The sequence below is a fragment of the Telluria sp. ZB2R32 genome (genome assembly GCF_059685715.1).
This window is the reverse complement of the sequence record NZ_JCASIG010000001.1, coordinates 532,173-554,720: the sequence shown is the minus strand read 5'-3', so window position 1 is coordinate 554,720 and position 22,548 is coordinate 532,173. Positions and strand designations below refer to the sequence as shown.

Here is a 22,548-nt window from a genome sequence, read left to right as displayed (position 1 = left end):
ACAGGACCTCGACCCGATGCGCCTACGTTTCGTTACCCTTGCGGCCTGCGCCGCCGTCAACCTCGCCAATCCCGCCCTGGCCCAGCAGGCGCCGGCTGTCTCCGAGGCGGCGCTGCGTGCCCACTTGTCCTTTCTCGCCGACGACCTGCTCGAAGGGCGCGGCACCGGCCAGCGCGGCGGCGCGCTGACGGTGCGCTACCTCGAAACCCAGGCGGCCGCCATCGGTTTACAGCCCATCCCGGGCGGCGGCTATCGGCAGAAGGTCGCCATCGAAGGCACGCGTCTGCTGCCCGGCAGCGAAGTCGTCTTCAGCGCCGGCGGTAAGCGCATCGCACCGAAGAACGGAGAGGGCATCGTCTTCGGCACCGGCAGCGGCCAGGCTAGCCTGGCGTTCGATGCGCCGCTGCTCTTCCTCGGCTACGGCGTCTCCGCGCCCGAAGAACAATGGGACGACTACAAGGGCGTCGACGTCAAGGGCAAGATCCTCGTCATGATGGTCAACGACCCGCAACCGACGAGCGAGGAACCGGACCGCTTCGCCGGCAAGGCCTACACCTGGTATGGGCGCTGGCTCTATAAATTCGAGGAAGCGGTGCGCCGCGGCGCGGCCGGTGCGCTGCTGATCCACACCACGCCGTCCGCCTCGTATGCCTGGGGTGTGCCGGCCAACAGCTTCTCGCACGAGCGCTTCCACCTGGCCGGCGCCGGCAACCGCATCGAAGGCTGGCTGCACGAAGACACGGCGCGCGAACTGTTTGCCGCCGCCGGCTTCGATCTCGACACGCTGCGCGCGCAGGCCGAGCGGCGCGACTTCAAACCGGTCGACCTCAAGACGGGTGCGCGCGTCGCGTTGAAATCGGCGATCCGCCAGGTCGAGGATTTCAACGTGGTCGGCATCGTGCCGGGCCTTGATCCAGAGCTGAAAGAGCAGGCGGTCGTGTATTCGGCGCACTGGGACCATTTCGGCATCGACCAGAACATTCCGGAAGGGCGCGACCGCATCTTCAACGGCGCGGTCGACAACGCCACCGGCAGCGCCGCGCTGCTGGCGATGGCGGCCGAGGCGGTGAAAAGGCCGGCGCGCCGCACCCAGGTCTTCCTGTGGCCGGCGGCCGAAGAGCAGGGCTTGCTGGGCAGCGCGGCCTACGTCGCCAATCCTGTCGTGCCGCTGGCGAAAACGGCGGCCAACCTGAACCTGGACAGCCTGAACTTCGTCGGCAAAACCAGAGACATCGGCGTGCCCGGCGCCGAGCGCAGCAGCCTGTATGGCACGGCGGCGACGGTGGCGCAAAAGATGGGCTTGAAGCTGGCGCCGACCATCCCCGACCTGTCCGGCGCCCACTTCCGCGCCGACCACTTCAATTTCGCCAAGGCAGGCGTGCCGGCCTTTAACGTCGGCTCGGCCGTGTTTTCGGGCGACGGCCACTTCACCTTCGAACACGATCAATCGCACGCGAGCGCCACCATGGTCGGCTTCAAGGGCGACTACCACCAGGTGACCGACGAATACCATGCGAACTGGGATTTGTCGGGCATGCTGCAGCAGACCCAGTTCACGCTGAACCTGGGCTATGCGGTGGCGAATGCGCCGGGCATGCCGGCGTGGAAAGAGGGCGACGCGTTCGGGCGCGTCAAGCGCTGAACCGCAGTTGGGATTGTCACGCGATCTTCATTGAAAGGATGTCAGGGTGTGCCGGGCGGCGAACCGCTTCGCCCACGCATGGTACGTACCGGCTCCGATCTCGTGTTCGACGATCTCGCCGGCGCGTATCACCGCGTGGGCAGAGCCCACCCTACGGGCACACCGTCCCTTTACCCGCGCGCTTGGCCTCGTACATCTGCCGGTCCGCTTCCTTGATCAGGTCTTCCGGACCGGCACTGGCGCCGGGCGTGAACACGGCCACGCCGATGCTCGCGCCCACGTGCGCCGCGGCGGCGCCGACGGCTACCGGATGCCCGAGTTCGGCGATGATCTTGTGCGCCACCTGGCGCGCGTCGCCATAGGTGTCGCTCATCGATTCGAGCAGCACCGTGAATTCGTCGCCGGCCAGGCGGAACACGCTGTCGGTCTTGCGCACCACCTCCTGCAGGCGCGCTGCCACCGTGCGCAGCACGGTATCGCCGGCGTCGTGGCCGAAGTCGTCGTTGACGGCCTTGAAGCCGTCCAGGTCGATGAACAGCAGGGCCATGCTCTTGCCGTTGCGCGCCGCGCGCAGCTGGGCGATCGGCAGGGTTTCGAGCAGGGCGCGCCGGTTCAGCAGGCCGGTCAGCATGTCGTGGCGGCTCTCGTATTCGCGCCGCGCCTCGTCTTGCTTGCGCGCCGAGATGTCGTGCAAAAAGGCCGAGAACGTCTTCCGGCCATGCAGCTCGAGGACGTTCATGCGCAGTTCCACCGTCAGCGCCGAGCCGTCCTTGCGCACCGCCGGTACTTCGATGCGCTTGCCCAGCACCTCCGAATTCCCGCTTGCCAGGTAGCGCAGCATGCCGTCGCGGTGGGCGCCGCCCAGCGCGGACGGGATGATCAGGGCTTCGAGCCGCCGGCCGACTGCTTCCAGCGCGCTGTAGCCGAAGGTCTGCTCGGCCGCGCGGTTCCAGACGATGACGGCCCCGGCCTCGTCGAGGCCGATGTAGGCGTCGTTGGCGTTCTCGATCACGCTGCGCAGTTCCAGTCCGCGCTCGTGCAGCTCGCGCGTGCGCTCGGCAACGCGCGCCTCGAGGTCGGCGTGCAGGGCATTGAGCGCGCGTTCGGCTTCCTTTTGCGCGCTGATGTCCTTGATCACCGAGACGTAGTATTCGATCTCCCCGCACGCGTTCAGCTTTTTGCTGACGTTCAGGTTGACCCAGACGAGGCCGCCGTCCTTGCGGATGTAGCGCTTCTCCATCTGGTACTGGTCGAGCTCCCCGGCGCGCAGCTGGCGCAGCAGGTCGAGGTCGAGATCGAGGTCGTCGGGATGGGTCACGTCCTGGAAGGTCCGGCGCTGCAGTTCTTCCGGGCTGTAGCCGAGCGTGCGGCACAGCGAATCGTTGACGCTGATCCAGCCGCCGGTCGGGCCCACCAGCGCGATGCCGATGCTGGCCAGGTCGAAGATCGAGCGAAAACGCGCTTCGCTGGCGCTGAGCACCGCTTCCGAGCGCAGCGCGTGGCGTCCGGCCACGGCCAGCCGTTCGCGGTACTGCACTTCCTTCTGCACGATGTCGGCCAGGTCGATCATGATGCACAGCTCGTCGGCGGTGAGCACCCGCGCCTGGGCGTCGATCGCGCACAGGGTACCAATCGCCAGCCCGCCGCTGGTGCGGATCGGCACGCCGGCATAGAAGCGGATGTTCGGCGCGCCGGTCACCATCGGATTGTCGGCGAAGCGCGCGTCGTTGCTGGCGTCGGGTACCACCAGCGGCTGGTCCTGCAGCAGGGCATAGCCACAGAACGCCAGTTCGCGCGGAATTTCGTGCTCGTCGATGCCAACGTGTGACTTGAACCACTGGCGGTTGGCGTCGACCAGCGAGAACAGGGCGATCGGAACGTTCAGCAAGCGGCTGACCAGGCGCGTCACGCGGTCGAAGACTGCCTCCTCTTCGGTGTCGAGCAGGTCGAGTGACCTGAGCATCTGCAGGCGTTCAATTTCGTCGGGTGGCGTGCTGGCTGCGGGCATGGGTTCCTGATCCAGGTGCGGGGCACTGCCGTGCCCCGTGCGAATAATTAATATCCTGTGACTGTAGCAGATCGGCGGCTGTTGGCAGAGCGCTAAGTGTGTCGTGTTTGTGTTGAAAAAACTGCGGAATTTGACATTTATTTGCATAAATTAACGAATGAACATCGAAATCGACAGTCATGCACCGTAGTATCTTGCCTTACGGCAATTCTGCTTTCCCTTGTTCTGACCGGCGGTATCGCAACCGGCCGCTTCCTGGAGTCATCGTGATCGATCAAACAAGCAATACCGGCGATATCGAAGTCCTGTCGTTCCGCCTCGGCTCGGAAGAGTACGGCATCAGCATCCTGAACGTGCAGGAAATCCGCGGCCATGAAGCCGTGACCCGCATCGCCAACGCACCGGCCTTTTTGAAGGGCGTGATCAACCTGCGCGGCCAGATCGTCCCGATCGTCGACATGCGCCTGCGTTTCAAGCTCGGCAGCGCCACCTACGACAGCTTCACCGTCGTCATCATCCTGAACATCGGCCGGCACGTGATCGGCATGGTGGTCGACAGCGTCTCGGACGTGGTCACCCTGGGCCGCGAACAGGTGCGTCCGGCGCCGCATCTCGGTGGCGGCATCGACGCCGAATGCCTGCATGGCCTGGGCACGGTCGGCGACCGCATGCTGATCCTGCTCGACATCGAGCGCCTGATGACCGCGCCCGACATGGGTTTGGTCAGCGCCGAGACGTTGCCGCTGGCGGCCTGACACACTCCGTTATCCCTCATTTCAACACATCCATGAAACTCGCAAACCTGAAAATCGCCCAGCGCCTGGCCCTGGGCTTCGGCGCCCTCTGCCTGATCCTGGTCGCCATCCAGACCTTCAGCATCACCATGCTTGGCAAGGTCAACGACGGCACCGCCGACCTGGTCGCGCGCCGCGTGCCGAACATCCTCGCCACCAGCGGCACGCTGTCGGAAGTGAACGATATCGCCATCGCGCTGCGCAACATGATCCTGTCCGCCGATCCGGCCGACCGCGAGAAGCAACTGGCCGAGATCGCCGCCTCGCGCAAGACGACCCAGGACAACCTGGACAAGCTGCGCCAGAGCGTGGCCTCGCCGGCCGGGCAGGCGCTGGTCGAGCGCATGACGGTGGCCAACGCCGCCTACCTCAAGGGCCAGGAAGAACTGGTCGCGCGCATCCATGCCGGCGACGAGGCGGAAATGCGCCGTTACCTGCAGGCGGTGCTGCGTCCCGCCCTGGCGGAACTCAAGGGTGCCGTCAACGCACTGCTGGACATGCAGATCGGTGTCGCCACCAAGACTGCCGCCGATGCACAGGGAGCCTTCGAGTCGACCCGGCTCTTGATGATCGTGCTGGCGCTGATTTCGGTGGCGCTGGCCGGCCTGATCGCCTGGTGGAACACGCGTTCGATCACGCGCCCGATGGCGCGCGCACTGGAAGTGGCCAACACGGTCGCCGCCGGCGACCTCACCAGCCGCATCGCCGTCGACAGCCTTGATGAAACCGGCCAGCTGCTGCAAGCCCTGAAAACCATGAACGAAAACCTGGTGCGCACCGTCGTGACGGTACGCAGCGGCACCGAGACGATCGCCACCGCATCAAACGAAATGGCGGCCGGCAACCTCGACCTTTCGGCCCGTACCGAGCAGCAGGCCGGTTCGCTCGAGGAAACCGCTTCCTCGATGGAAGAACTGACCTCGACCGTGAAGCAGAACGCCGACAATGCGCGCCAGGCCAATACCCTGGCCGAGGCGGCCTCGCAAGTGGCCGAGCGCGGCGGACGCGTGATCGGCGAAGTGGTCGGCACCATGGACCGGATCGACAGCGCGGCCGGCAAGATCGCCGACATCATCGGCGTCATCGACGGCATCGCCTTCCAGACCAACATCCTGGCGCTGAACGCGGCGGTCGAAGCGGCGCGTGCCGGCGAGCAGGGCCGCGGTTTCGCGGTCGTGGCCTCGGAAGTACGCAACCTGGCCCAGCGCTCGGCCGCGGCGGCCAAAGAGATCAAGGGCCTGATCGGCGACTCGACCGACGCCGTGCAGGCCGGCAGCAGGCTGGTCGGCGAAGCCGGCGCGACGATGCAGGAAATTGTCGAGAGCGTGCGCCGCGTGACCGACATCATGAGCGAGATCAGCGCCGCCAGCGCCGAGCAGACGGCCGGCATCGAGCAGATCAACGAAGCCATCACGCAGATGGACCAGGTGACCCAGCAGAACGCGGCCCTGGTCGAGGAAGCGGCGGCCGCATCGGCCTCGATGCAGGAGCAGGCGGCCAACCTGATGCGCGCGGTCAGCGTGTTCCAGGTGGGTGGTGATGCGGTTGCTGCCGTTGCTGTTGCTGCGGCGGCTGCGCCGGCGAAGCCGCGCGTCGTGCTGGCTGCGCCGAAGGCAGCCGCGCCACGCAAGCCGCTCAAGCATGCTGCGCCCGAAGCGGAGTGGGAAGCGTTCTGATTTTGTAGGGTGGGCTGTGCCCACGCAGTCGTACCGCTGCACACCGCGGCGCCCGCAAACAATCCGTGCCGTGTGCATGTCGGCTCTGCGCCGCGTTTCGACATGCATGCGCCGTACCGCGTGGGCGCAGCCCACCCTACGACCCCCAAGCCTGCGCAGCCATGGGCATTGCCCATGCTACGATCGCGTCATCCAACCAGAGGACGCGACAACGTGCCATCCCCCATCCAGCAAGCCCCCTTCGCCACGCTGCCCGACGGTAGCCAGGTCACCGTCTTCACGCTCACGAACACGTCCGGCATGCGCGTGCGCATCCTCGACTTCGGCGGCATCATCACCGAGATCCACGTGCCCGACCGCGACGGCGTGCTGGCCGACGTGGCGCTCGGCTTCGATACGCTCGATCCCTACCTGGGCGACAGCCCGTATTTCGGCGCCCTGATCGGCCGCTACGGCAACCGCATCGCCGCCGGCCGCTTCACGCTCGACGGCCAGGGGTATACGCTGCCCGTCAATAACGGCAAGAACCACCTGCATGGCGGCGTGCCCGGTTTCGACCGCGTGCTGTGGCGTTCGCGCATCGAGGGCGACGAACTGGTGCTGGAATACCGCAGCGCCGACGGCGAGCAGGGCTATCCCGGCACGCTCGACGCCACCGTGCGCTACGCACTGAACGACGACAACGACATCGTGGTGCGCTTTGCCGCCGTGACCGACCGCGCCACGCCGGTCAACCTGACCCAGCACAGCTATTTCAACCTGGCCGGCGGTGGCGACATCCTCGGTCACGAGCTGACGATCGATGCGGACAAGTTTGTCCCGATCGACCTCCATTCCATCCCGACCGGCGGCCTGGCGCCGGTCGCCGGCACGCCGTTCGACTTCCGCACGCCGGCGCCGATCGGCGCGCGCATCGGCGAAGACGACGAACAGCTGCGCCATGGCGGCGGCTACGACCATTGCTTCGCCCTGAACAAGCCGGCGCCGGGTGCCCTGAGCCGCGCTGCGCGCGTGCGCGACCCGGCTTCCGGGCGCGTGCTCGAACTGTTCACGCAAGAGCCGGGCGTGCAGTTCTACAGCGGGAACTTCCTCGACGGTTCGCTGAAAGGGAAGGGCAAGACCTACGCCCACCGCAGCGGCTTTTGCCTGGAGCCGCAGCACTTCCCCGATTCGCCCAACCAGCCGGCCTTTCCGAACACGATCCTGCGTCCGGGCGAAACCTACGCGACCGAGTCGCGCTTCCGGTTCTCGGTCGAGGCCTGACGAACGGCGTGCGCGGGTGAACGCGCCACGTTTTCACGCGCATGGCATGGGTTTCATTCCCACTGCATGACCCGGTCACGCCAGCGCAGCGAGTACTTTTTCGGCGCCCGTTCGGCGACTATAATCGGCACCATCCCGACTGCCGCGAGAGCACGGACCCCGAATGAACCGAGCGATGCGTGCATCCCCCCTGGACGCCGACCGTGTCGGCGTGCGCGCGCTGTTGCGCATGGCGGTGAACTGGCACGGCAAGCCCTGGCCGGACAGCATGCGCGCCGCCGTCGACCTGATGCTCGGCGCGCGTTTCCCCATGTTCGCGGCCTGGGGCGACGAGCGGCGCCTGGTCTATAACGATGCCTGCATCGCCCTGCTGGGCGAGCGCCATCCGGGCGCCCTCGGCCAGCCACTGGGACAGGTATTTCGCGATGCCTGGGCCGGCGTGCTGCCGGTGCTCGAGGCCGGCCTGGCAGGCGAGGCGGCGCTGGTCGAGGACCTGGCGCTCGAGCTTGGGCAGGGCGGGCGGGCGGCGCGCCGCTACATCACCTTGTCGGCCTCGCCGCTGCGCGAAGGCGGCCAGGTCAGCGGCGTGATGTGCATGCTGACCGATACCACCACGCGCGTGCTGGCCGAACAGCAGCACCGTTTCCAGTTGGAGCTCGGCGCAACCCTGCGCGAACTGCTCGACCCGGTCGAGGTCATGGAAGCGGCCAGCGCGCTGCTCGGGCGCCACCTCGCGGCAGGACGGGCCGGCTATGGCGAGATCGACCCCGCCGGCCTCGCCGTCACCGTCGAGCGCGACTGGACCGACGGCAAGGTCGCCAGCCTGGCCGGGGAGACGCGCGCGCTCGACAGCTTCGGACCGGCGCTGATCGCGCGCCTGCGCCTCGGCCAGACGCTGCGGATCGACGAGGTCGGCGCCGATGCGCTGGCCGCGCCGTATGCGGCAGGCTATGCCAGCATCGGCGCGCGGGCGATGATCGTGGTGCCGATCATCGAGGCCGGGCGCCTGGCCGCCATTTTCTACCTGCACGAAGCGGCGCCGCGCGACTGGAGCGCGCGCGAAGTGGCGCTGGCCGAGGACGTGGCGCGCCAGACGCGCGAAGCGGTGCGTCGCGCCCGCGTCGAGGAAACGCTGCGCGACGAAACGCGCATCCTCGAAGTGCTCAACCGCACCGGCCAGGCGCTGGCCTCGACGCTCGACGGCGACATGCTGCTGCAGGCCATCACCGACGCCGGCACCCAATTGAGCGGCGCGCGCTTCGGCGCCTTTGTCTACAACGCCCAGGACGAGCACGGCGAGCGCCTGCTGCGCTACACGGTGTCGGGTGCGCCGCGCGAGGCCTTCGAGCAGTTCGGCCGCGCTTATCCGGCGGCCTTCTTCCACCCGACCTTCCACAACGAAGGCATCGTGCGCAGCGACGACATCACGCGCGATCCGCGCTATGGCCCGCACGATGGCCTGGCAGCGCCGCCCGAGCACTGGCCAGTGCGCAGCTACCTGGCCGTGCCGGTGGCCGCGCGCTCGGGCGCCGTGCTCGGCGGGCTGTTCTTCGGCCATCCCGAGGCGGGCGTGTTCAGCGAACGCACCGAGCGCATCATCGCCGGCGTGGCCGCGCAGGCCGCGGTCGCCATGGACAACGCGCGCCTGTACGAGGCGGCGCGCACGTCGGCGCTCGAGCGCGACGCGCTGCTGCAGAGCGAGCGCGCGGCGCGGGTCGAGGCCGAGCGCCTGTCGCGCATGAAGGACGAGTTCCTGGCGATGCTGGCGCACGAGCTGCGCAATCCGCTGGCGCCGATCAGCAGTTCGGCGGCGCTCCTTGGCATCCAGTTCCGCGACGAGCCGCGCGTGCGCCAGGCCAGCGCCATCATCGGGCGCCAGGTCAGGCACATGAGCCGCCTGATCGACGATCTGCTCGACGTGTCGCGCGTGACGCGCGGGCTGGTGACGCTGCAGGTGGACGAGATCGACCTGTGCGAAGTCGTGCGCAGCGCCCTCGACCAGACCCAGCCGCTGATCGAGGAGAAAGCGCACCGGGTCGAGCTCGACCTGCCGCAGTGTCCGCTGCAGGTACGCGGCGACGCTACGCGCCTGATCCAGGCGGTAGCGAATATCCTCAACAATGCGGCGAAGTACACGCCGCCGGCCGGCACCATCCGCGTTTCGCTGGCGCTGCACGCGGGCCGCGCGCGCCTGCAGGTGCGCGACAACGGCTCGGGCATGCCGCCCGACCTGCTGCCCAGCGTGTTCGAGCTGTTCACCCAGGGCGCGCGCACGCTGGCGCGCTCGCAGGGCGGGCTCGGGTTGGGCCTGACGCTGGTGAAAAAGCTGGTCGAACTGCACGGCGGGGAAGTGGGCGCCGCCAGCGCCGGGGTCGGGCTGGGCAGCGTGTTCACGATCGAGCTGCCGTGCGCGCCGGCCGCGAACGCCGCGCCGGCCCATGCGGGTGCTCCCGACCTCGAGGCCTTCCGCCCGCTGCGCGTGCTCGTGGTCGACGACAACGCCGACGCGGCCGACAGCCTGGCCATGCTGCTGCGGGCGCAGGGGCACACGGTGATGGTCGAATATTCGGGGCGCGGCGCGCTGCGCCGCGCCCTGCGCGAAGCGCCCGATGCGATGGTGATCGACATCGGCCTGCCGGACATGGATGGCTACCAGCTGGCCACGCTGCTGCGCGCCCAGCTGGAAACGCGCGACGCGGTGCTGGTGGCCGCCACCGGCTACGGCCAGGAGCGCGACCGCGCGCGTGCGCGCGAAGCCGGCTTCGCGCACCACCTGGTCAAGCCGGTCGATATCGCGGCGCTGGTGCGCATCCTGCAGGCCGCGGCGAGCGGCACTTAGTCTTCGGTCAGCGCCGCCATCTGCGCCAATAAAGTCGCCCGGGCGGCGTCGATCTGGCGCGCATTCGTGCGCGAGGACAGCGTGGCGCGCTCCTTGCGGCCCAGGAAGTAGGCGACGCGTTCGGCATTCGCGCCGGACGGGTGGGGCAGGCCGTGCAGGATGCGGTCGCGCCGGATCACGCCTTCGCGCGCCAGCCAGTCGAGTCCTTCGGCGACGCTGCCGCCCATCGGGATGTACAGCGCATCGGGCATCCTGGCCGCCTCATGCGCAAAGTAGCGCAGCACCTGGTCGCGCAGGAAGGGCAGTTTCGCCATGCCCGGCGTGCCGCTGTAGTTCCTGCCGTCGACGAACACCGGATGGCGCAGGATGGCGCTGATCTGCACCAGCTGCGCGTCGGCGTGGAACAGCGAAGCGCAGCTGGCGATGCCGAGCCAGCGCTGCACGCCGATGGCGTCGAGCAGGGCCACGAAATTCGGCCGGATCGCGCCGCTGAAGGCGCCCGCCAGGCGTGCCGCGCGCAGCACCTCGGCCTGTGGCGCGCCGGCCGCCATCTGGCGCTGGGCCTCGGCCATCGCATTCTTCCACTGCGCGAAACCGGGCGCGATGCCGACCACGACGACGCGCGCCTGCGTGTTCACATGTTCGAACGGGATGTAGTGCACGCTGAGCCGCCCTTCGCGCGCCAGCAGGAATTCTTCGGACAGGTCGGCGGCGGAACCGATCGCCCCGAGATCGAGCGCGCGGATCGCTTCGGCGTAGGCGGGGAAAAGGACCGGGATCATAAAAGGACCGGGATCATGTATGCGTTCCAGTCGATCGGTACGGGCGAGTGTACATACAATTGAACAAATACAGTTATATTAAAGAAAATTATAGTTCCCATAACAAATTCGGTAAAGCATAAATGTGAACTGTTTGTTGCTTGCCTGCGTGCTGGGGCCGCTGGTGATAAGCTGGAGTTAGGAATCCGCTTCACTGATGAGGCCGTTTCTGACACAGGAGGAGGCCAGCATGCCCCAGGTCGCATTGATCACGGTTCACGGAATGGGCGAGACGCCGCGCGACTACGCGGCCGGCGTGTTCGGCGAGATGCGCACCCGCCTCGGGCCCGCATTGCGCGAGCGCGCCACCTTTCACGCGGTGTATTACCAGGACATCCTGCAAAAGAACGAGCAGCTGGTCTGGGAGCGCGTCGACAGCGCCAGCAAGGTCCACTACGACAGCCTCCGCAAGTTCATGCTGTTCGGCTTTGCCGACGCCGCCGGCCTGGAAAACCGCAAGGAAGATCCGGGCTCGGTGTACGAACTGGCGCAGGGCCAGATTGCGCGCGCGCTGCTGGCGGCGCATGTGTCCAACCCCGCCAATCCCGACCTGCCGGTGGTGTTCCTGGCGCATTCGCTCGGCTGCCAGGTGCTTTCAAGCTACATCTACGACGCGCAAAAGGCGCTCGGCGGCGGCCGCGCCACCGCCGGCATCTGGCGCGACATCGATGCCTGGTCGCGCCCGGCGCTGGGACGCCTGCTGACCGACCGCGAGAAGCATTTCCTGTCCGCCGGTACCTGCGCCGGGCTGGTCACGACCGGCTGCAACATCCCGATCTTCGTCGCCGCGCACAAGGAAATGCACATCAAGCCGATCGCACCGCCGACCGCGCTGTTCCACTGGCTGAACCTGTACGACCCGGACGACGTGCTCGGCTGGCCGCTGCAGCCGCTCTCCGCCGGCTACCGCGCCCTGGTCGAGGACCGCACCATCAATGCGGGGCAGGGCGCGGTAAATTGGTTGATGAAAAGCTGGAATCCGCTGTCGCACAACAGTTACTGGCAGGATGGCGAGGTGCTCGAGCCGCTGGCAGCGATGCTGAGGCGGCTGGTTTCGTAGGGTGGGCCGGGCCACGAGAGGCACTCGTGCCCACGCGGTACGGCGGTTGAATGCCGCGTCCATTCATATCGACACGCGACGTCCGCGAACTGCGGACGATGTGCGGTGCGCATGAGCACGACCGCGTGGGCTCGAGGGCCCGGTGAAGGCCATTGGCCTTGATGACCCCATACGGTGCACGGCGGTCTCGATTAATCCTTGCTGCCCTTGCGCGCCGCATCCTCGCGCTCCATGCGCGCACGTACGCCGCCGTCGACGCCGGTGGTGCCGGGCCCGACCCGCGGCTGGTGCACGGCGTTGCTGCCGTTCGGTGCCGGCCCCGCTTTCTCGAACTGCTCGGCATGCGCGATGTTGGCCGACACGCGCTCGACGAGGTCGGGTGCGATGCGGTGCGACCAGTAGGCGCCGCGCGCCTTCCAGCCGGCCGGCACTTCCTCGCGCGGATACACCGAGGCGCGCACGATGACGTCGACCACCTTGGCCGGGTCGTCCATCAGCGCCATGCGCGGCGCGTGGCCGGTGTAGTTGGCGGCCTGGTTGAAGAAGGGCGTGTCGGCGGCCCAGGGCAGCACGGTGCTGACCGCGATATGGCGCTGGCCGCCGAGGCGCAGTTCCTCGCGCAGCGCGCGCCCGAGGCCGAGGATGGCGGCCTTGGTGGCGGCATACGAGGCGTGGTAGGCCAGCGGGATCTCGCTTTCCACCGAGCCGATGTTGACCAGGGTGCCGGCGCCTTGCTGACGGAACTGGCGCAGTGCGACGTGGCTGCCGTAGATGACGCCTTTCAGGTTGACGTCGACCACGCGCGCATGGTCGGCCAGCGGGATCTTGTCGAACTCGCCGATGGCGCCGACGCCGGCATTGTTGATCCAGACGTCGATGCGCCCGAAACGCGCCACGGCCGCCGCGCCCAGGGCTTCGACGGCGGCCGCATCGGCGACGTCGGTGGTGACGACCAGCGCCTGGCCGCCCGCCGCCTGCACTTGCGCCGCGACCTCGTCGAGGACGGCGGTGCGGCGCGCGGCCAGCACCACGTTGGCGCGCATCGTCCCGAGTTTCAGGGCGACGCCGCGCCCGAAACCGCTCGAGGCGCCGGTCACGACATAGGTTTTGCCGGCCACCGCCGCCGCCTCGTTGGCATCGAGCGTGGTGGCGCAAGCGCCGAGCAAAAGAAAAGGCAGCAGCGCCAGCAGGCGCAGCATCGAGGCGAGGCCAGAACGGGTGTCGGTCATGGCAATCCTCATGCCCGTTCGAGCGTGAACAGCGGCCGGATGTCGCCCGCCAGCGTGCCGCGCGCATTGCGGATCTGCGGCTGGCGGTAGCGTTCCAGCACGGCGCGCTTGCCGTCGTCGAGCAGCCCTAGTTGGTCGAGCACGTTGTAGGTGACGGTGTGCAGGCCGCGGCTGTTGCCGTCGGCGATCTTGATGGCGATGCCGATCCCGCGCGAGCGGATGCCGATCGTCTGCACGGCGTCGGCGCCGACCTTGGCGACCCAGTCGCCGCCGCCCGCCGTCATCAGGACCAGGTCGCTGCGCTCGGTGCCGGAAACCATGTCCGGGTGCCCGGTCATGGCGTCGAACAGCGGGCCGAAGGCGCTGCCGAGGCGCGCGTCCTGCTGTCCTTGCGCGAGGCGCGCGAACAGGTGCGCGAGCCGGTCCAGCGGCAGCGCATAGTTCGGGGCCGAGCAGCCGTCGATCCCGGTCGGCATGGCGGACTCAGGCAGGTCGACGGCATCGGCCAGGGTGGCACGGATTGCGCGCTGCAGCGGGTGGCCGGGGTCGACGTAGCCGGCGGTCGGTGCGCCATGCTGGCGGCACCAGGCCAGGAAGCCGCTGTGTTTGCCGGAACAGTTGTGATGCAGCGGCGTCCAGGTGCGGTCCTGCGGCACCGGCAGGTTGTTGTATTCGTAGTAGAGCGGCACGCCGCAGCCGCATTCGAGCCGGCCGGCGTCGAGGTCGATTTTATCGAGGATCGAGCGCACGCCCGCCAGGTGCTGCTCCTCGCCCGAATGGCTGGCGCACAGCAGCGCTAGTTCGTCCTGCGCCAGACCGAATTTCGCCGGGCCGTCCGAGAGCAGGAAGGGCAGGGCCTGGAATGGCTTCAGGGCCGAGCGCGTAAACGTCTGGTAGTGCGGATCGCCGGCCCAGGCCAGCAGGCGGCCGTCGGTATCGACGACGGCGATCGAACCGGCGTGGACGTTTTCGACCGTGTAGCCGGTGGCAGGATAGCCGCGCGTGGTGGCAATGAGTGGAACGGGGGCAGCGTGCATGCTCGGATCTCGCGAAGTGGGGGATCCGTTCACTCTAATCCAGCCGCCGCGAAAGCGGCGCACCGCGCCGCCGGGCGATCCCAGCCTTACATCGGTGGCCCGAACTTGCCCGCCTGGTAGTCGCGGATCGCCTGCTCGATCTCGGCGCGCGAATTCATCACGAAGGGGCCGTGCGAGACCACCGGTGCGCCGATCGGATCGGCGTGGCCGAACAGCACCAGCGCGCCTTCGGGTGCCGACATCTCCAGTTCGTCGCCATCGCCGGCGAGCTCCACGAGATGAAAAGCGCTGATGCGGTCTTCGTACACGCCGACCTCCAGCGTACCGCGCACCACGTACAGGAAGACGTTACGGCGCGCCAGGTCGCCCACGTGCAGGCGTCCGCCGGCACGCAGTTCGATCGTGCTCATGAAGACGCCGGTGAGCGACTCGACCGGGCCGCGCGTGCCTTGCCACTCGCCGGCACTCAGGTGCATCGTCACCCGGCCCTCGTCGAGGCTCAAGGCGGGAATGTCTTCCTTCTGCAAACCGGTGTAGGCCGGCTGCGTCATCTTCAGGTGCGGCGGCAGGTTGATCCACAGCTGCAGGATCTCCAGCGGACCGCCCGTCTGCAGGAATTCGCGCGGCGAGATTTCGGCGTGAATCAGGCCGCTGCCGGCCGTCATCCACTGCACGCCGCCGGCGCGGATGATGCTCTCGTGGCCGGCGCTGTCCTTGTGCGTCAGCATGCCGTCGAGGATGAAGGTGACGGTCTCGAAGCCGCGGTGCGGATGCGGGCCGAAGGGCAGGCCGTGGTTGTGCGGCGGGTAGGTTTGCGGGCCATGGTGGTTCAGGAACAGGAAAGGATCGACCTGGTCCAGGTGGCGGCTGGGGACGGGACGCTGGGTCACCAGGTCGCCGATATCGTCGCGTAGCGCCGGGTGGATACGGCGTACGAGTTTGTTGGTCATGCTGGTCCTCGCTGGTTTGTCTTTCTTGCCAAGATACCGTAAATGTCTGATCGCCGTGCGCCGCGGATGCTGTGCTAGACTCGTTGCGCCTATGCAATGGAGACCGTCGAGACCATGAAACGCACCATCCTCGCCAGCATGCTGCTGGCATGCGCGCTGCACGCGCCCGCCGGCGCCGCCCAGCCCGGCAATGCCGTACCGAGCGAAGCCGCCGTCAAGGCCGCCAAGTATGCGGTAACCACTTACCGCACCGACGTCGTCAAGACACTCGCCGGCCTGGTCAGCTTCAACACCGTGGCCGACCCGAAGATCCCGTCGGACCAGGACCCGCAGCATATCGCCTTTAAAAACTACCTGAAAACCGAGACAGCCCGTCTCGGTTTCGATTTCGCCGACCACGGCTGGGTGGTCGTCATCGGCATGGGGAAAAGCGACGAGCGCGTCGGCATCGTCACCCACGGCGACGTGCAGCCGGTCGACCCGGGCAAATGGAAAAAGTCGCCGTTCGTGCTCGACCAGACCAGCGAGCCGGGCAAGCTGCTGGCGCGCGGCGCCGAGGACGACAAGGGTCCGATCGCCACCGCCCTGTATGCGATGAAGGCCTTGAAGGACCAGCAGCTGCCGCTCTCGAAGCGCATCGAGCTGTACGTGTACATGGGCGAGGAATCGAACTGGCAGCCGCTGGTGGATTTCCTCAAAACCCACGAGCCGCCGCAGATGAACATCACGCTCGATGCCGAATATCCGGCGGTGGTGGCAGAAAAGGCCTCGGGCACGATCGCCGTCACCTTCCCGAAGGCGAATGCCGTCGTGCCCGATGCAGGCACGCCGCACGTCGCCGCCTTTGCCGGCGGCTTCTTCGGCAGCCAGATCCCGGAAGACGCCAGCGCCACGGTCGCCAACGCGAGCGCGGCCATCGAGGCGCAGGTGCGGGCGCGCGGCGCCCAGCAGGAAGGCATGCACTACACGTTCGCGCGCAAGGGCGCCGACATCGAAGTGCGCGCACGCGGCGTGTCGGCGCACTCTTCGAAACCCGAGGATGGCGTGAACGCGGTGGCGATGCTGGCCGATGCGCTGGCCGTGCAGCCGTGGCCGAACACGACCGCGGGCGCCGCCGTGAATTACCTGAACCAGATGGTCGGCACCGGCCTGTACGGCGAGAAGTTCGGCAGCATCGCCTACCGCGACAGCTTCATGGGACCGATGACGGTTGCGCCGACCGTGATCCGCCAGAAGGAAGAGGGCATCGAGGTCTCGCTCAATCTGCGCCGTCCGCGCGGCAAGAGCGTCGAGCAGCTCACGAGCGAAGTGAATGCCGCGCTGGCCGCCTGGCAGGGGCGCAACCTCGCGCTGGCGAACGTCACCGTGCGCACCGGCGAGCCCTGGCTGCGCACCGACGCGCCGCAACTGCCGGTCCTGATGAACGTGTTTTCCTACTTCACGGGCATGAAGGATCCGAAGCCGGTGGCGATCGGCGGCGGCACCAACTCGCGCCTGTTCCCGAACGCGGTCAGCTTCGGACCGGGCATGCCGGGCCAGGTCTACACGGGCCACTCCGAACACGAGTTCATCACCCTGAAGCAGCTGCTGCTGAATTTGCAAATGTATACGGCGGTACTGGCCGAACTGGCGAAATAGCGCAGCATCCCGTATTTCGATCGTTAGCACAACGGCCCGTACAGGGCCGTTTTCCTGTGTGCGCTTCCGGTTGAGTTTGTCGGAATTTATCTTGCCAAAAACGGTAAATACGTCCAATCGTTATGTAGGTGCATACCTACAACGCCATCTGGCATGCATGAGGATGCTGCACCGCGACGCGCGTTTTCATAGGAGAGTGGCGATGTCCCGCACTACCTGCACTGTAGCCGCTCCGCTGAGTCATTAACTGTTGGAAAAAACATACGTTCTAGGCTGAAACTGTGGCGTAAACGCCATGTTAGGATCGTTCATTCGCGGTGACTGCAGGATTTTCTTGCAGGGAGTCCTGTTGCCCGAGTTTGTTGAACAGCCAGTGTTTGCAGAGATAAAGCGATGCCATGCACAGTAAAGAACTGACGAAGCCCGACGGACGACACTTGACGCTTTACAGCAGCCGGCCGATCGCCGACGGCATCGTTGCGCCGAGTCCGTTCCCGGAGCCGATGCATGCCAATCCGCACCTGCGCTGGCATCCGCTGCGCGGCGAATGGGTGACCTATGCCGGCTTTCGCCAGAACCGCACCTTCCTGCCGCCGCCCGAATACAACCCGCTGGCGGTAACGACGGACCCCGCCAACCCGACCGAACTGCCGCAGGGCGATTACGAGATCGCCGTGTTCGACAACCGCTTTCCGTCGCTGGCGCTGGACGCGCACGATCCGCCGCACCTGACGGTGCCGACCGCGCCCGCCAACGGCCATTGCGAAGTGGTGGTGTTCACCCAGGACCCGACCACGGCGCTGGTGCACCTGCCGCTGTCGCGCATCGAACTGCTGTTGCAGGTATGGGGCGAGCGCACGCGCCGCATCGGAGAGCAAGGCCATATCGAATATGTGCTGCCATTCGAAAACCGCGGCGCCGAAGTCGGCGTGACGCTGCACCATCCGCACGGCCAGATCTATGCCTATCCCTTCGTGCCGCAGGTGCCGGCGCGCATGCTGGCCGAAGAGCGCGACTATTACCTGCAGCACGGCGCCAGCCTGCTGTGCGACATGGCGCAGACCGAAGCGGCGGACGGACGGCGCGTGCTGTTCCAGGACGAACACGCGATCGCCTTCGTGCCGGCCTGCGCGCGCTATCCGTATGAAGTCTGGGTGATGCCGACCGCGCCGTGCCAGGACTTCGCCGCGCTGACCGAAGCGCAGCGCGCCGGCCTGGCGCGCTGCCTGAAAACCGTGCTGCTCAAGTACGAGACGATGTGGAACCGGCCTTTCCCTTACCTGATGGCCTGGTACCAGGCGCCGACGGACGGCATGGCGCATCCGGAAACCCAGCTGCACGCCCAGTTCTACCCGCCTTACCGTTCGCGCGACCGCCTGAAATACCTGGCCGGCACCGAGATCGGCGCCGGCATGTTCGCGATGGACGTGCTGCCCGAGGAGAAGGCGGCCGAGCTGCAGGCAGTAAGCGTATCGCTGGAGGAGGCCGCATGAGCGCCATGGAACGCGCCGCCGAAGTGGCGGCCAAGCTGGCGCTGCTGCGCGGCTGCCTCGACACCACCGGCGCCGGCGCGATCTGCCTGCGCGGCATCGACTGGTTCGCCTGGGTCACGGCCGGCGGCTCGAGCGCGGTGCTGCACACGGCGGAACTCGGCGTGGCCGAAGTGCTGGTCACGCGCGACGAGGCCGTGATCCTGACCGACGAGATCGAGGCGGCGCGCCTGCGCGACGAAGAAGTCCCGGCGGGATTCACTTTTCACGTTACGCCCTGGGCGCAGGTCGAACTGCGCGAGCGCTATGTGCTGGGCGTGGCCGGCGAAGCCCCCGTGCTGTCGGACCGGCCGCACGGCCTGGAGCAGCCGCTGCCGAACGCCTTGCGCCAGCGCCGCCTGGTGCTGACGCCTTCCGAACAGGCGCGCTACCGCCTGCTGGGACGCGAGGCCGCCGAGGCGATGACCGAGGTCATGCGCGCCGCGCGGCCCGAATGGACCGAGTACGAACTGGCCGGCGCCGGCGCCGCGGCGCTGTGGAAGCGCGGCATCCATCCGGCGCTGGTGCTGGCCGCCGGCGAGCGGCGCCTGCCCGCCTACCGCCATCCGACGCCGTCGCACGCGCCGCTCGGCAAGCGCGCGATGCTGGTGTTCTGCGCGCGCCGGCATGGCCTGTATGCGAACCTGACGCGCTGCGTGGCCTTCGGCGGCGCAGGGCCCACGGCACAGGAACAAAGCGCGCTGATGGAGGTGGAGGCGACCGGCCTGTCCACCGTCGTGCCGGGCAAATCGCTGTCGGCCGTGTACCACGCCTTTGCCGCGGCCTACCACCATGCCGACCGCCAGGGCGCGATCGACGAGCACCACCAGGGCGGCATCACCGGCTACCTGGCGCGCGAGATCGTCGCCACCGCCAGCACCGCGACGCCGCTGGAAGAAGGCATGGCCTTTGCATTCAACCCCAGCTTTGCGGGCCTGAAAATCGAGGATACCTTCCTCCTCGGCCCGCAGGGACTGGACAACCTGACCCTGGATCCGCAATGGCCCGCCGTGACCGTGCATGGCCGCCAGCGGCCCCTCTGGCTGGAGACAAACTGATGGTGACGACCGATTCCTTCTTCGGCGGCCCGCCCGCGGTCAACGCATCCGCACCCGGACGCGTGAACCTGCTGGGCGAGCATACCGACTACAACGACGGCTACATGCTGCCGGTGGCCACGCCCCAGCGCACGACGGTGGCGCTCAGCCCCAGCGGCGACGGCCATTTCGTGTTCTATTCGAGCACGCTCGACGCCAACGTCACCTTCGCGCCGGAGGCCAGCGCGCCGGCCGGCTTCGGCAGCTATATCGAAGGCTGCATCCGCCTGGTCGAAGCCGAAGGCGTGACAGTGCCGCCGCTGCGGATATGGGTGGCGACCGACGTGCCGGTCGGTTCCGGCCTGTCCTCGAGCGCCGCGCTCGAAGTGGCGACGCTGCGCGCGCTGCGCGAACTGCTCGGATTCGAACTCGACGACGTCAAGCTGGCGCGCATCGCCCAGCGCGCCGAGATCGAGTACGCGCGCGTCAATTGCGGCATCATGGACCAGATGGCGTCGAGCCTGGCCGACGAATCGCACATGCTGTTCATCGATGCGCGCACGCTCGAACACCGGCTGGCGCCGCTGCCCGAGGGCGTCGAGATCATCGTGATCGACTCGGGCATCGCGCGCAAGCTGGCCGGCAGCAAGTACAACGAACGGCGCGCCGAGTGCGAGGAAGCGTCGCGCAAGCTCGGCGTGAAAGCGCTGCGCGACGTGACCGACCCGGACAGCGTGGAAGCGCTGCCCGAACCGCTGCGGCGGCGCGCGCGCCACGTGGTGCAGGAAAACTTGCGGGTGCTGGAAGCGGCCGCCGGCGTCTCGGCCGAACGCTTCGGCGAACTGATGAACGCGTCGCACTTCAGTTTGCGCGACGATTACGAAGTCTCGATCCCCGAGCTCGACGAACTGTGCGCTTTGTTGCGCGCGCAGGACGGCGTGGTCGGGGCGCGCCTGACCGGCGCCGGCTTCGGCGGCGCCTGCGTGGCGCTGTGCCGCACCGGTCTTGCACAACAGGCGGCCGCGGCCGCACTCAACGAATACAACAAAAATGGGCGGGAGGGCCGCATTCTGATCCCGGTCCCGACTGAACGAAAGGAAAACAATGAGTCAATTTGAATATCCACGCCCGCAACTGGTACGCGACGACTGGCTCAGCCTGAACGGCAAGTGGCGCTTCCGTTTCGACGACGAGATGCGCTTCAAGCGGCCGGGCGAGATCACGGAATGGACCCATGAAATCGAGGTGCCGTTCGCACCCGAAACGAAAATGTCCGGTATCGGCGACACCGGTTTCCACCGCTTCTGCTGGTACGAACGCGAGTTCACCGTGATGCCGACCGAGGGCCGTACCATCCTGCACTTCGGCGCGGTCGACTACCTGGCGCGGGTCTGGGTCAACGGCCAGCTGGTGGCCGAGCACGAGGGCGGCCACACGCCGTTCGCGGCCGACATCACCGCGGCCATGAAGGCCGATGGCCAGCAGACCGTCACCGTGTTCGTCGAAGACGACCCGGCCGACCTGGCGAAACCGCGCGGCAAGCAGGACTGGCTGCTGGAACCGCACTCGATCTGGTATCCGCGCACGACCGGCATCTGGCAGACCGTCTGGGTCGAGCAGGTCGAAAAAACCTTTATCCAGAAGCTGAAATGGACGCCGATTTTCGAGACCTTCGAGATCGGCTGCGAAGTCTTCGCCGGCGGCGAGATCCGCGACGACATGTTCATCGAAGTCAAGATCTGGCACGGCGAGCACCTGCTGGCGGACGACCATTACAAGCTGCTGGGCGGCGAAGCGAACCGCAAGATCGCCCTGTCCGACCCGGGCATCGACGATTCGCGCAACGAATTGCTGTGGAGTCCGGAACGGCCGACGCTGCTCGACGCCGAAGTGACGCTGCGCTGTGGCGACCGTGTAGTCGACCGCATCCGCTCGTATACGGCGCTGCGCTCGTTCGCGATCAACCGCGACCGCCTGATGTTGAATGGAAGGCCATACCAGCTGCGCCTGGTGCTCGACCAGGGCTACTGGCCGGAATCCTTCCTCACCGGTCCGTCCGACGAACACCTCAAACGCGACGTCGAACTGGCCAAGCTGATGGGTTTCAATGGCGTACGCAAGCACCAGAAGATCGAGGACCCGCGCTACCTGTACTGGGCCGACAAACTGGGCCTGCTGGTGTGGGAAGAAATGCCCTCGGCTTACCGCTTCAGCGCCAAGGCGATCACGCGCATGGTGCGCGAATGGACCGAAGCGATCGAACGCGATTACAGCCACCCGTGCATCATCGTCTGGGTTGCCTTCAACGAATCCTGGGGCGTGCCGAACCTGACGCTGACCCAGGCCCATCGGAATGCCGTCGAGGCGCTGTACCACCTGACGCGCACGCTCGACGCGACGCGGCCGGTGATCGGCAACGACGGCTGGGAGGCGTCGGCCACCGACATCCTCGGCATCCACGACTACGACTGCGATCCGGAAAAGCTGGGCGCGCGCTACGCCGTCACCGATCCGGTGCGCACGCTGTTCGACCAGCGGCGTCCGGGCGGACGCATCCTGACCCTGGACGGCTTCCCGCACCGCGGCCAGCCGATCGTGCTGACCGAATTCGGCGGGATTGCCTACGATACCAAGGGCACGCCGGAAGAGGGCACCTGGGGCTATTCGCGCTCGACCACGGCCGAGGGTTTCCATGAACTCTACCGTGGCTTGCTGAAGGCGGTGAACGAAACCTTCATGTTCAGCGGCTTCTGCTACACGCAGTTTGCCGACACTTTCCAGGAAGCGAACGGTTTGCTGAATGCGGACCGCACGCCCAAGCTGCCGTTCGAGGTGATCTCGGCGGCGACGCGCAATGCGCAGGTGAGTCGCGTCAAGGCGGGCGGCGGAGTCGATCTCGATCCGACCTGAGCAGTGAAGTGATGGATGGCATGACGGCGCCAGTGTGCCGTCATGCCGCAGTAGAGTGGCGCAGTAAATGAATGCGTGAGGCCATGTGCAAGTGCGGGTCCGCTTACTGGTCTGC

16 protein-coding genes are annotated in these 22,548 nt (G+C 67.2%); 11 read left to right on the top strand and 5 right to left on the bottom strand.

All coding sequences use genetic code 11. The features are described 5' to 3' along the window. Nucleotides 1-16 precede the first annotated feature (16 nt). Complete coding sequence (locus tag AC56LG_RS02420) at nt 17-1,642, top strand: M28 family peptidase (protein WP_497164535.1); 1,626 nt, start codon at nt 17-19, stop codon at nt 1,640-1,642. 151 nt (nt 1,643-1,793) lie between these two features. Here the strand turns inward: AC56LG_RS02420 and AC56LG_RS02415 are convergent, their stop codons facing one another. Continuing rightward, on the bottom strand, nt 1,794-3,650 hold the full coding sequence (locus AC56LG_RS02415; protein WP_497164534.1) for a sensor domain-containing diguanylate cyclase: 1,857 nt from the start codon (nt 3,648-3,650) through the stop codon (nt 1,794-1,796). 266 nt (nt 3,651-3,916) lie between these two features. Between AC56LG_RS02415 and AC56LG_RS02410 the strand changes: the two genes are divergently transcribed. The 4 genes from AC56LG_RS02410 to AC56LG_RS02395 all read left to right on the top strand — a co-directional run bounded on the left by AC56LG_RS02410 (nt 3,917) and on the right by AC56LG_RS02395 (nt 10,222). Then, complete coding sequence (locus tag AC56LG_RS02410; RefSeq protein WP_497164533.1) at nt 3,917-4,405, top strand: chemotaxis protein CheW; 489 nt, start codon at nt 3,917-3,919, stop codon at nt 4,403-4,405. Nucleotides 4,406-4,437: 32 nt separating this feature from the next. Then, nucleotides 4,438-6,120, top strand: a complete 1,683-nt coding sequence (locus AC56LG_RS02405) for a methyl-accepting chemotaxis protein (RefSeq protein WP_497164532.1) — start codon at nt 4,438-4,440, stop codon at nt 6,118-6,120. A 213-nt stretch (nt 6,121-6,333) separates the two neighbouring features. Beyond that, nucleotides 6,334-7,383 carry an aldose epimerase family protein gene (locus AC56LG_RS02400; RefSeq protein WP_497164531.1) on the top strand — a complete coding sequence of 350 codons (1,050 nt, stop codon included), beginning with the start codon at nt 6,334-6,336 and terminating at the stop codon, nt 7,381-7,383. A 175-nt stretch (nt 7,384-7,558) separates the two neighbouring features. Further along, entirely contained in the window at nt 7,559-10,222 is a 2,664-nt protein-coding gene (locus AC56LG_RS02395) for a hybrid sensor histidine kinase/response regulator (protein WP_497164530.1), read from the top strand. Here the strand turns inward: AC56LG_RS02395 and AC56LG_RS02390 are convergent. Then, on the bottom strand, nt 10,219-11,004 hold the full coding sequence (locus AC56LG_RS02390) for a hypothetical protein (RefSeq protein ID WP_497164529.1): 786 nt from the start codon (nt 11,002-11,004) through the stop codon (nt 10,219-10,221). The genes AC56LG_RS02395 and AC56LG_RS02390 overlap by 4 nt on opposite strands. 229 nt (nt 11,005-11,233) lie before the next feature. Between AC56LG_RS02390 and AC56LG_RS02385 the strand changes: the two genes are divergently transcribed. Further along, complete coding sequence (locus AC56LG_RS02385) at nt 11,234-12,103, top strand: hypothetical protein (protein WP_497164528.1); 870 nt, start codon at nt 11,234-11,236, stop codon at nt 12,101-12,103. Between the two features lie 191 nt (nt 12,104-12,294). Here AC56LG_RS02385 and AC56LG_RS02380 read toward each other — a convergent pair whose 3' ends face one another. The 3 genes from AC56LG_RS02380 to AC56LG_RS02370 all read right to left on the bottom strand — a co-directional run bounded on the left by AC56LG_RS02380 (nt 12,295) and on the right by AC56LG_RS02370 (nt 15,319). Next, a complete protein-coding gene (locus AC56LG_RS02380) occupies nt 12,295-13,332 on the bottom strand; it encodes an SDR family NAD(P)-dependent oxidoreductase (RefSeq protein ID WP_497164527.1) in 1,038 nt (345 codons plus the stop codon). A gap of 8 nt (nt 13,333-13,340) precedes the next feature. Then, nucleotides 13,341-14,369 carry an asparaginase gene (locus AC56LG_RS02375; RefSeq protein ID WP_497164526.1) on the bottom strand — a complete coding sequence of 343 codons (1,029 nt, stop codon included), beginning with the start codon at nt 14,367-14,369 and terminating at the stop codon, nt 13,341-13,343. Nucleotides 14,370-14,455: 86 nt separating this feature from the next. Next, entirely contained in the window at nt 14,456-15,319 is an 864-nt protein-coding gene (locus AC56LG_RS02370; RefSeq protein WP_497164525.1) for a pirin family protein, read from the bottom strand. 114 nt (nt 15,320-15,433) lie between these two features. On the opposite strand from AC56LG_RS02370, the gene AC56LG_RS02365 reads away from it, so the two are divergent. The 5 genes from AC56LG_RS02365 (at nt 15,434) to AC56LG_RS02345 (ending at nt 22,433) form a co-directional block, all read left to right on the top strand. Further along, on the top strand, nt 15,434-16,957 hold the full coding sequence (locus tag AC56LG_RS02365) for a dipeptidase (protein ID WP_497164524.1): 1,524 nt from the start codon (nt 15,434-15,436) through the stop codon (nt 16,955-16,957). A 437-nt stretch (nt 16,958-17,394) separates the two neighbouring features. After that, the gene (gene galT, locus AC56LG_RS02360) at nt 17,395-18,450 is read left to right on the top strand and encodes a galactose-1-phosphate uridylyltransferase (protein WP_497164523.1); all 1,056 of its coding nucleotides are present in this window, start codon (nt 17,395-17,397) and stop codon (nt 18,448-18,450) included. Then, entirely contained in the window at nt 18,447-19,544 is a 1,098-nt protein-coding gene (locus AC56LG_RS02355) for a M24 family metallopeptidase (protein ID WP_497164522.1), read from the top strand. The genes galT and AC56LG_RS02355 overlap by 4 nt, the downstream gene beginning before the upstream one ends. Next, a complete protein-coding gene (gene galK, locus AC56LG_RS02350) occupies nt 19,544-20,641 on the top strand; it encodes a galactokinase (protein WP_497164521.1) in 1,098 nt (365 codons plus the stop codon). Before AC56LG_RS02355 ends, galK begins: the two co-directional genes overlap by 1 nt. After that, complete coding sequence (locus AC56LG_RS02345; protein WP_497164520.1) at nt 20,628-22,433, top strand: glycoside hydrolase family 2 protein; 1,806 nt, start codon at nt 20,628-20,630, stop codon at nt 22,431-22,433. Before galK ends, AC56LG_RS02345 begins: the two co-directional genes overlap by 14 nt. Nucleotides 22,434-22,548: the final 115 nt, after the last annotated feature.

Excerpts from the sequence above, each read along its gene's own strand:
- AC56LG_RS02420 (WP_497164535.1), top strand. The coding sequence starts at position 17 with ATGCGCCTACGTTTCGTTACCCTTGCGGCCTGCGCCGCCGTCAACCTC.
- AC56LG_RS02415 (WP_497164534.1), bottom strand. The coding sequence starts at position 3,650 with ATGCCCGCAGCCAGCACGCCACCCGACGAAATTGAACGCCTGCAGATG.
- AC56LG_RS02405 (WP_497164532.1), top strand. The coding sequence starts at position 4,438 with ATGAAACTCGCAAACCTGAAAATCGCCCAGCGCCTGGCCCTGGGCTTC.
- AC56LG_RS02395 (WP_497164530.1), top strand. The coding sequence starts at position 7,559 with ATGCGTGCATCCCCCCTGGACGCCGACCGTGTCGGCGTGCGCGCGCTG.
- AC56LG_RS02390 (WP_497164529.1), bottom strand. The coding sequence starts at position 11,004 with ATGATCCCGGTCCTTTTCCCCGCCTACGCCGAAGCGATCCGCGCGCTC.
- AC56LG_RS02385 (WP_497164528.1), top strand. The coding sequence starts at position 11,234 with ATGCCCCAGGTCGCATTGATCACGGTTCACGGAATGGGCGAGACGCCG.
- AC56LG_RS02380 (WP_497164527.1), bottom strand. The coding sequence starts at position 13,332 with ATGACCGACACCCGTTCTGGCCTCGCCTCGATGCTGCGCCTGCTGGCG.
- AC56LG_RS02375 (WP_497164526.1), bottom strand. The coding sequence starts at position 14,369 with ATGCACGCTGCCCCCGTTCCACTCATTGCCACCACGCGCGGCTATCCT.
- AC56LG_RS02370 (WP_497164525.1), bottom strand. The coding sequence starts at position 15,319 with ATGACCAACAAACTCGTACGCCGTATCCACCCGGCGCTACGCGACGAT.
- AC56LG_RS02365 (WP_497164524.1), top strand. The coding sequence starts at position 15,434 with ATGAAACGCACCATCCTCGCCAGCATGCTGCTGGCATGCGCGCTGCAC.
- AC56LG_RS02355 (WP_497164522.1), top strand. The coding sequence starts at position 18,447 with ATGAGCGCCATGGAACGCGCCGCCGAAGTGGCGGCCAAGCTGGCGCTG.
- galK (WP_497164521.1), top strand. The coding sequence starts at position 19,544 with ATGGTGACGACCGATTCCTTCTTCGGCGGCCCGCCCGCGGTCAACGCA.
- AC56LG_RS02345 (WP_497164520.1), top strand. The coding sequence starts at position 20,628 with ATGAGTCAATTTGAATATCCACGCCCGCAACTGGTACGCGACGACTGG.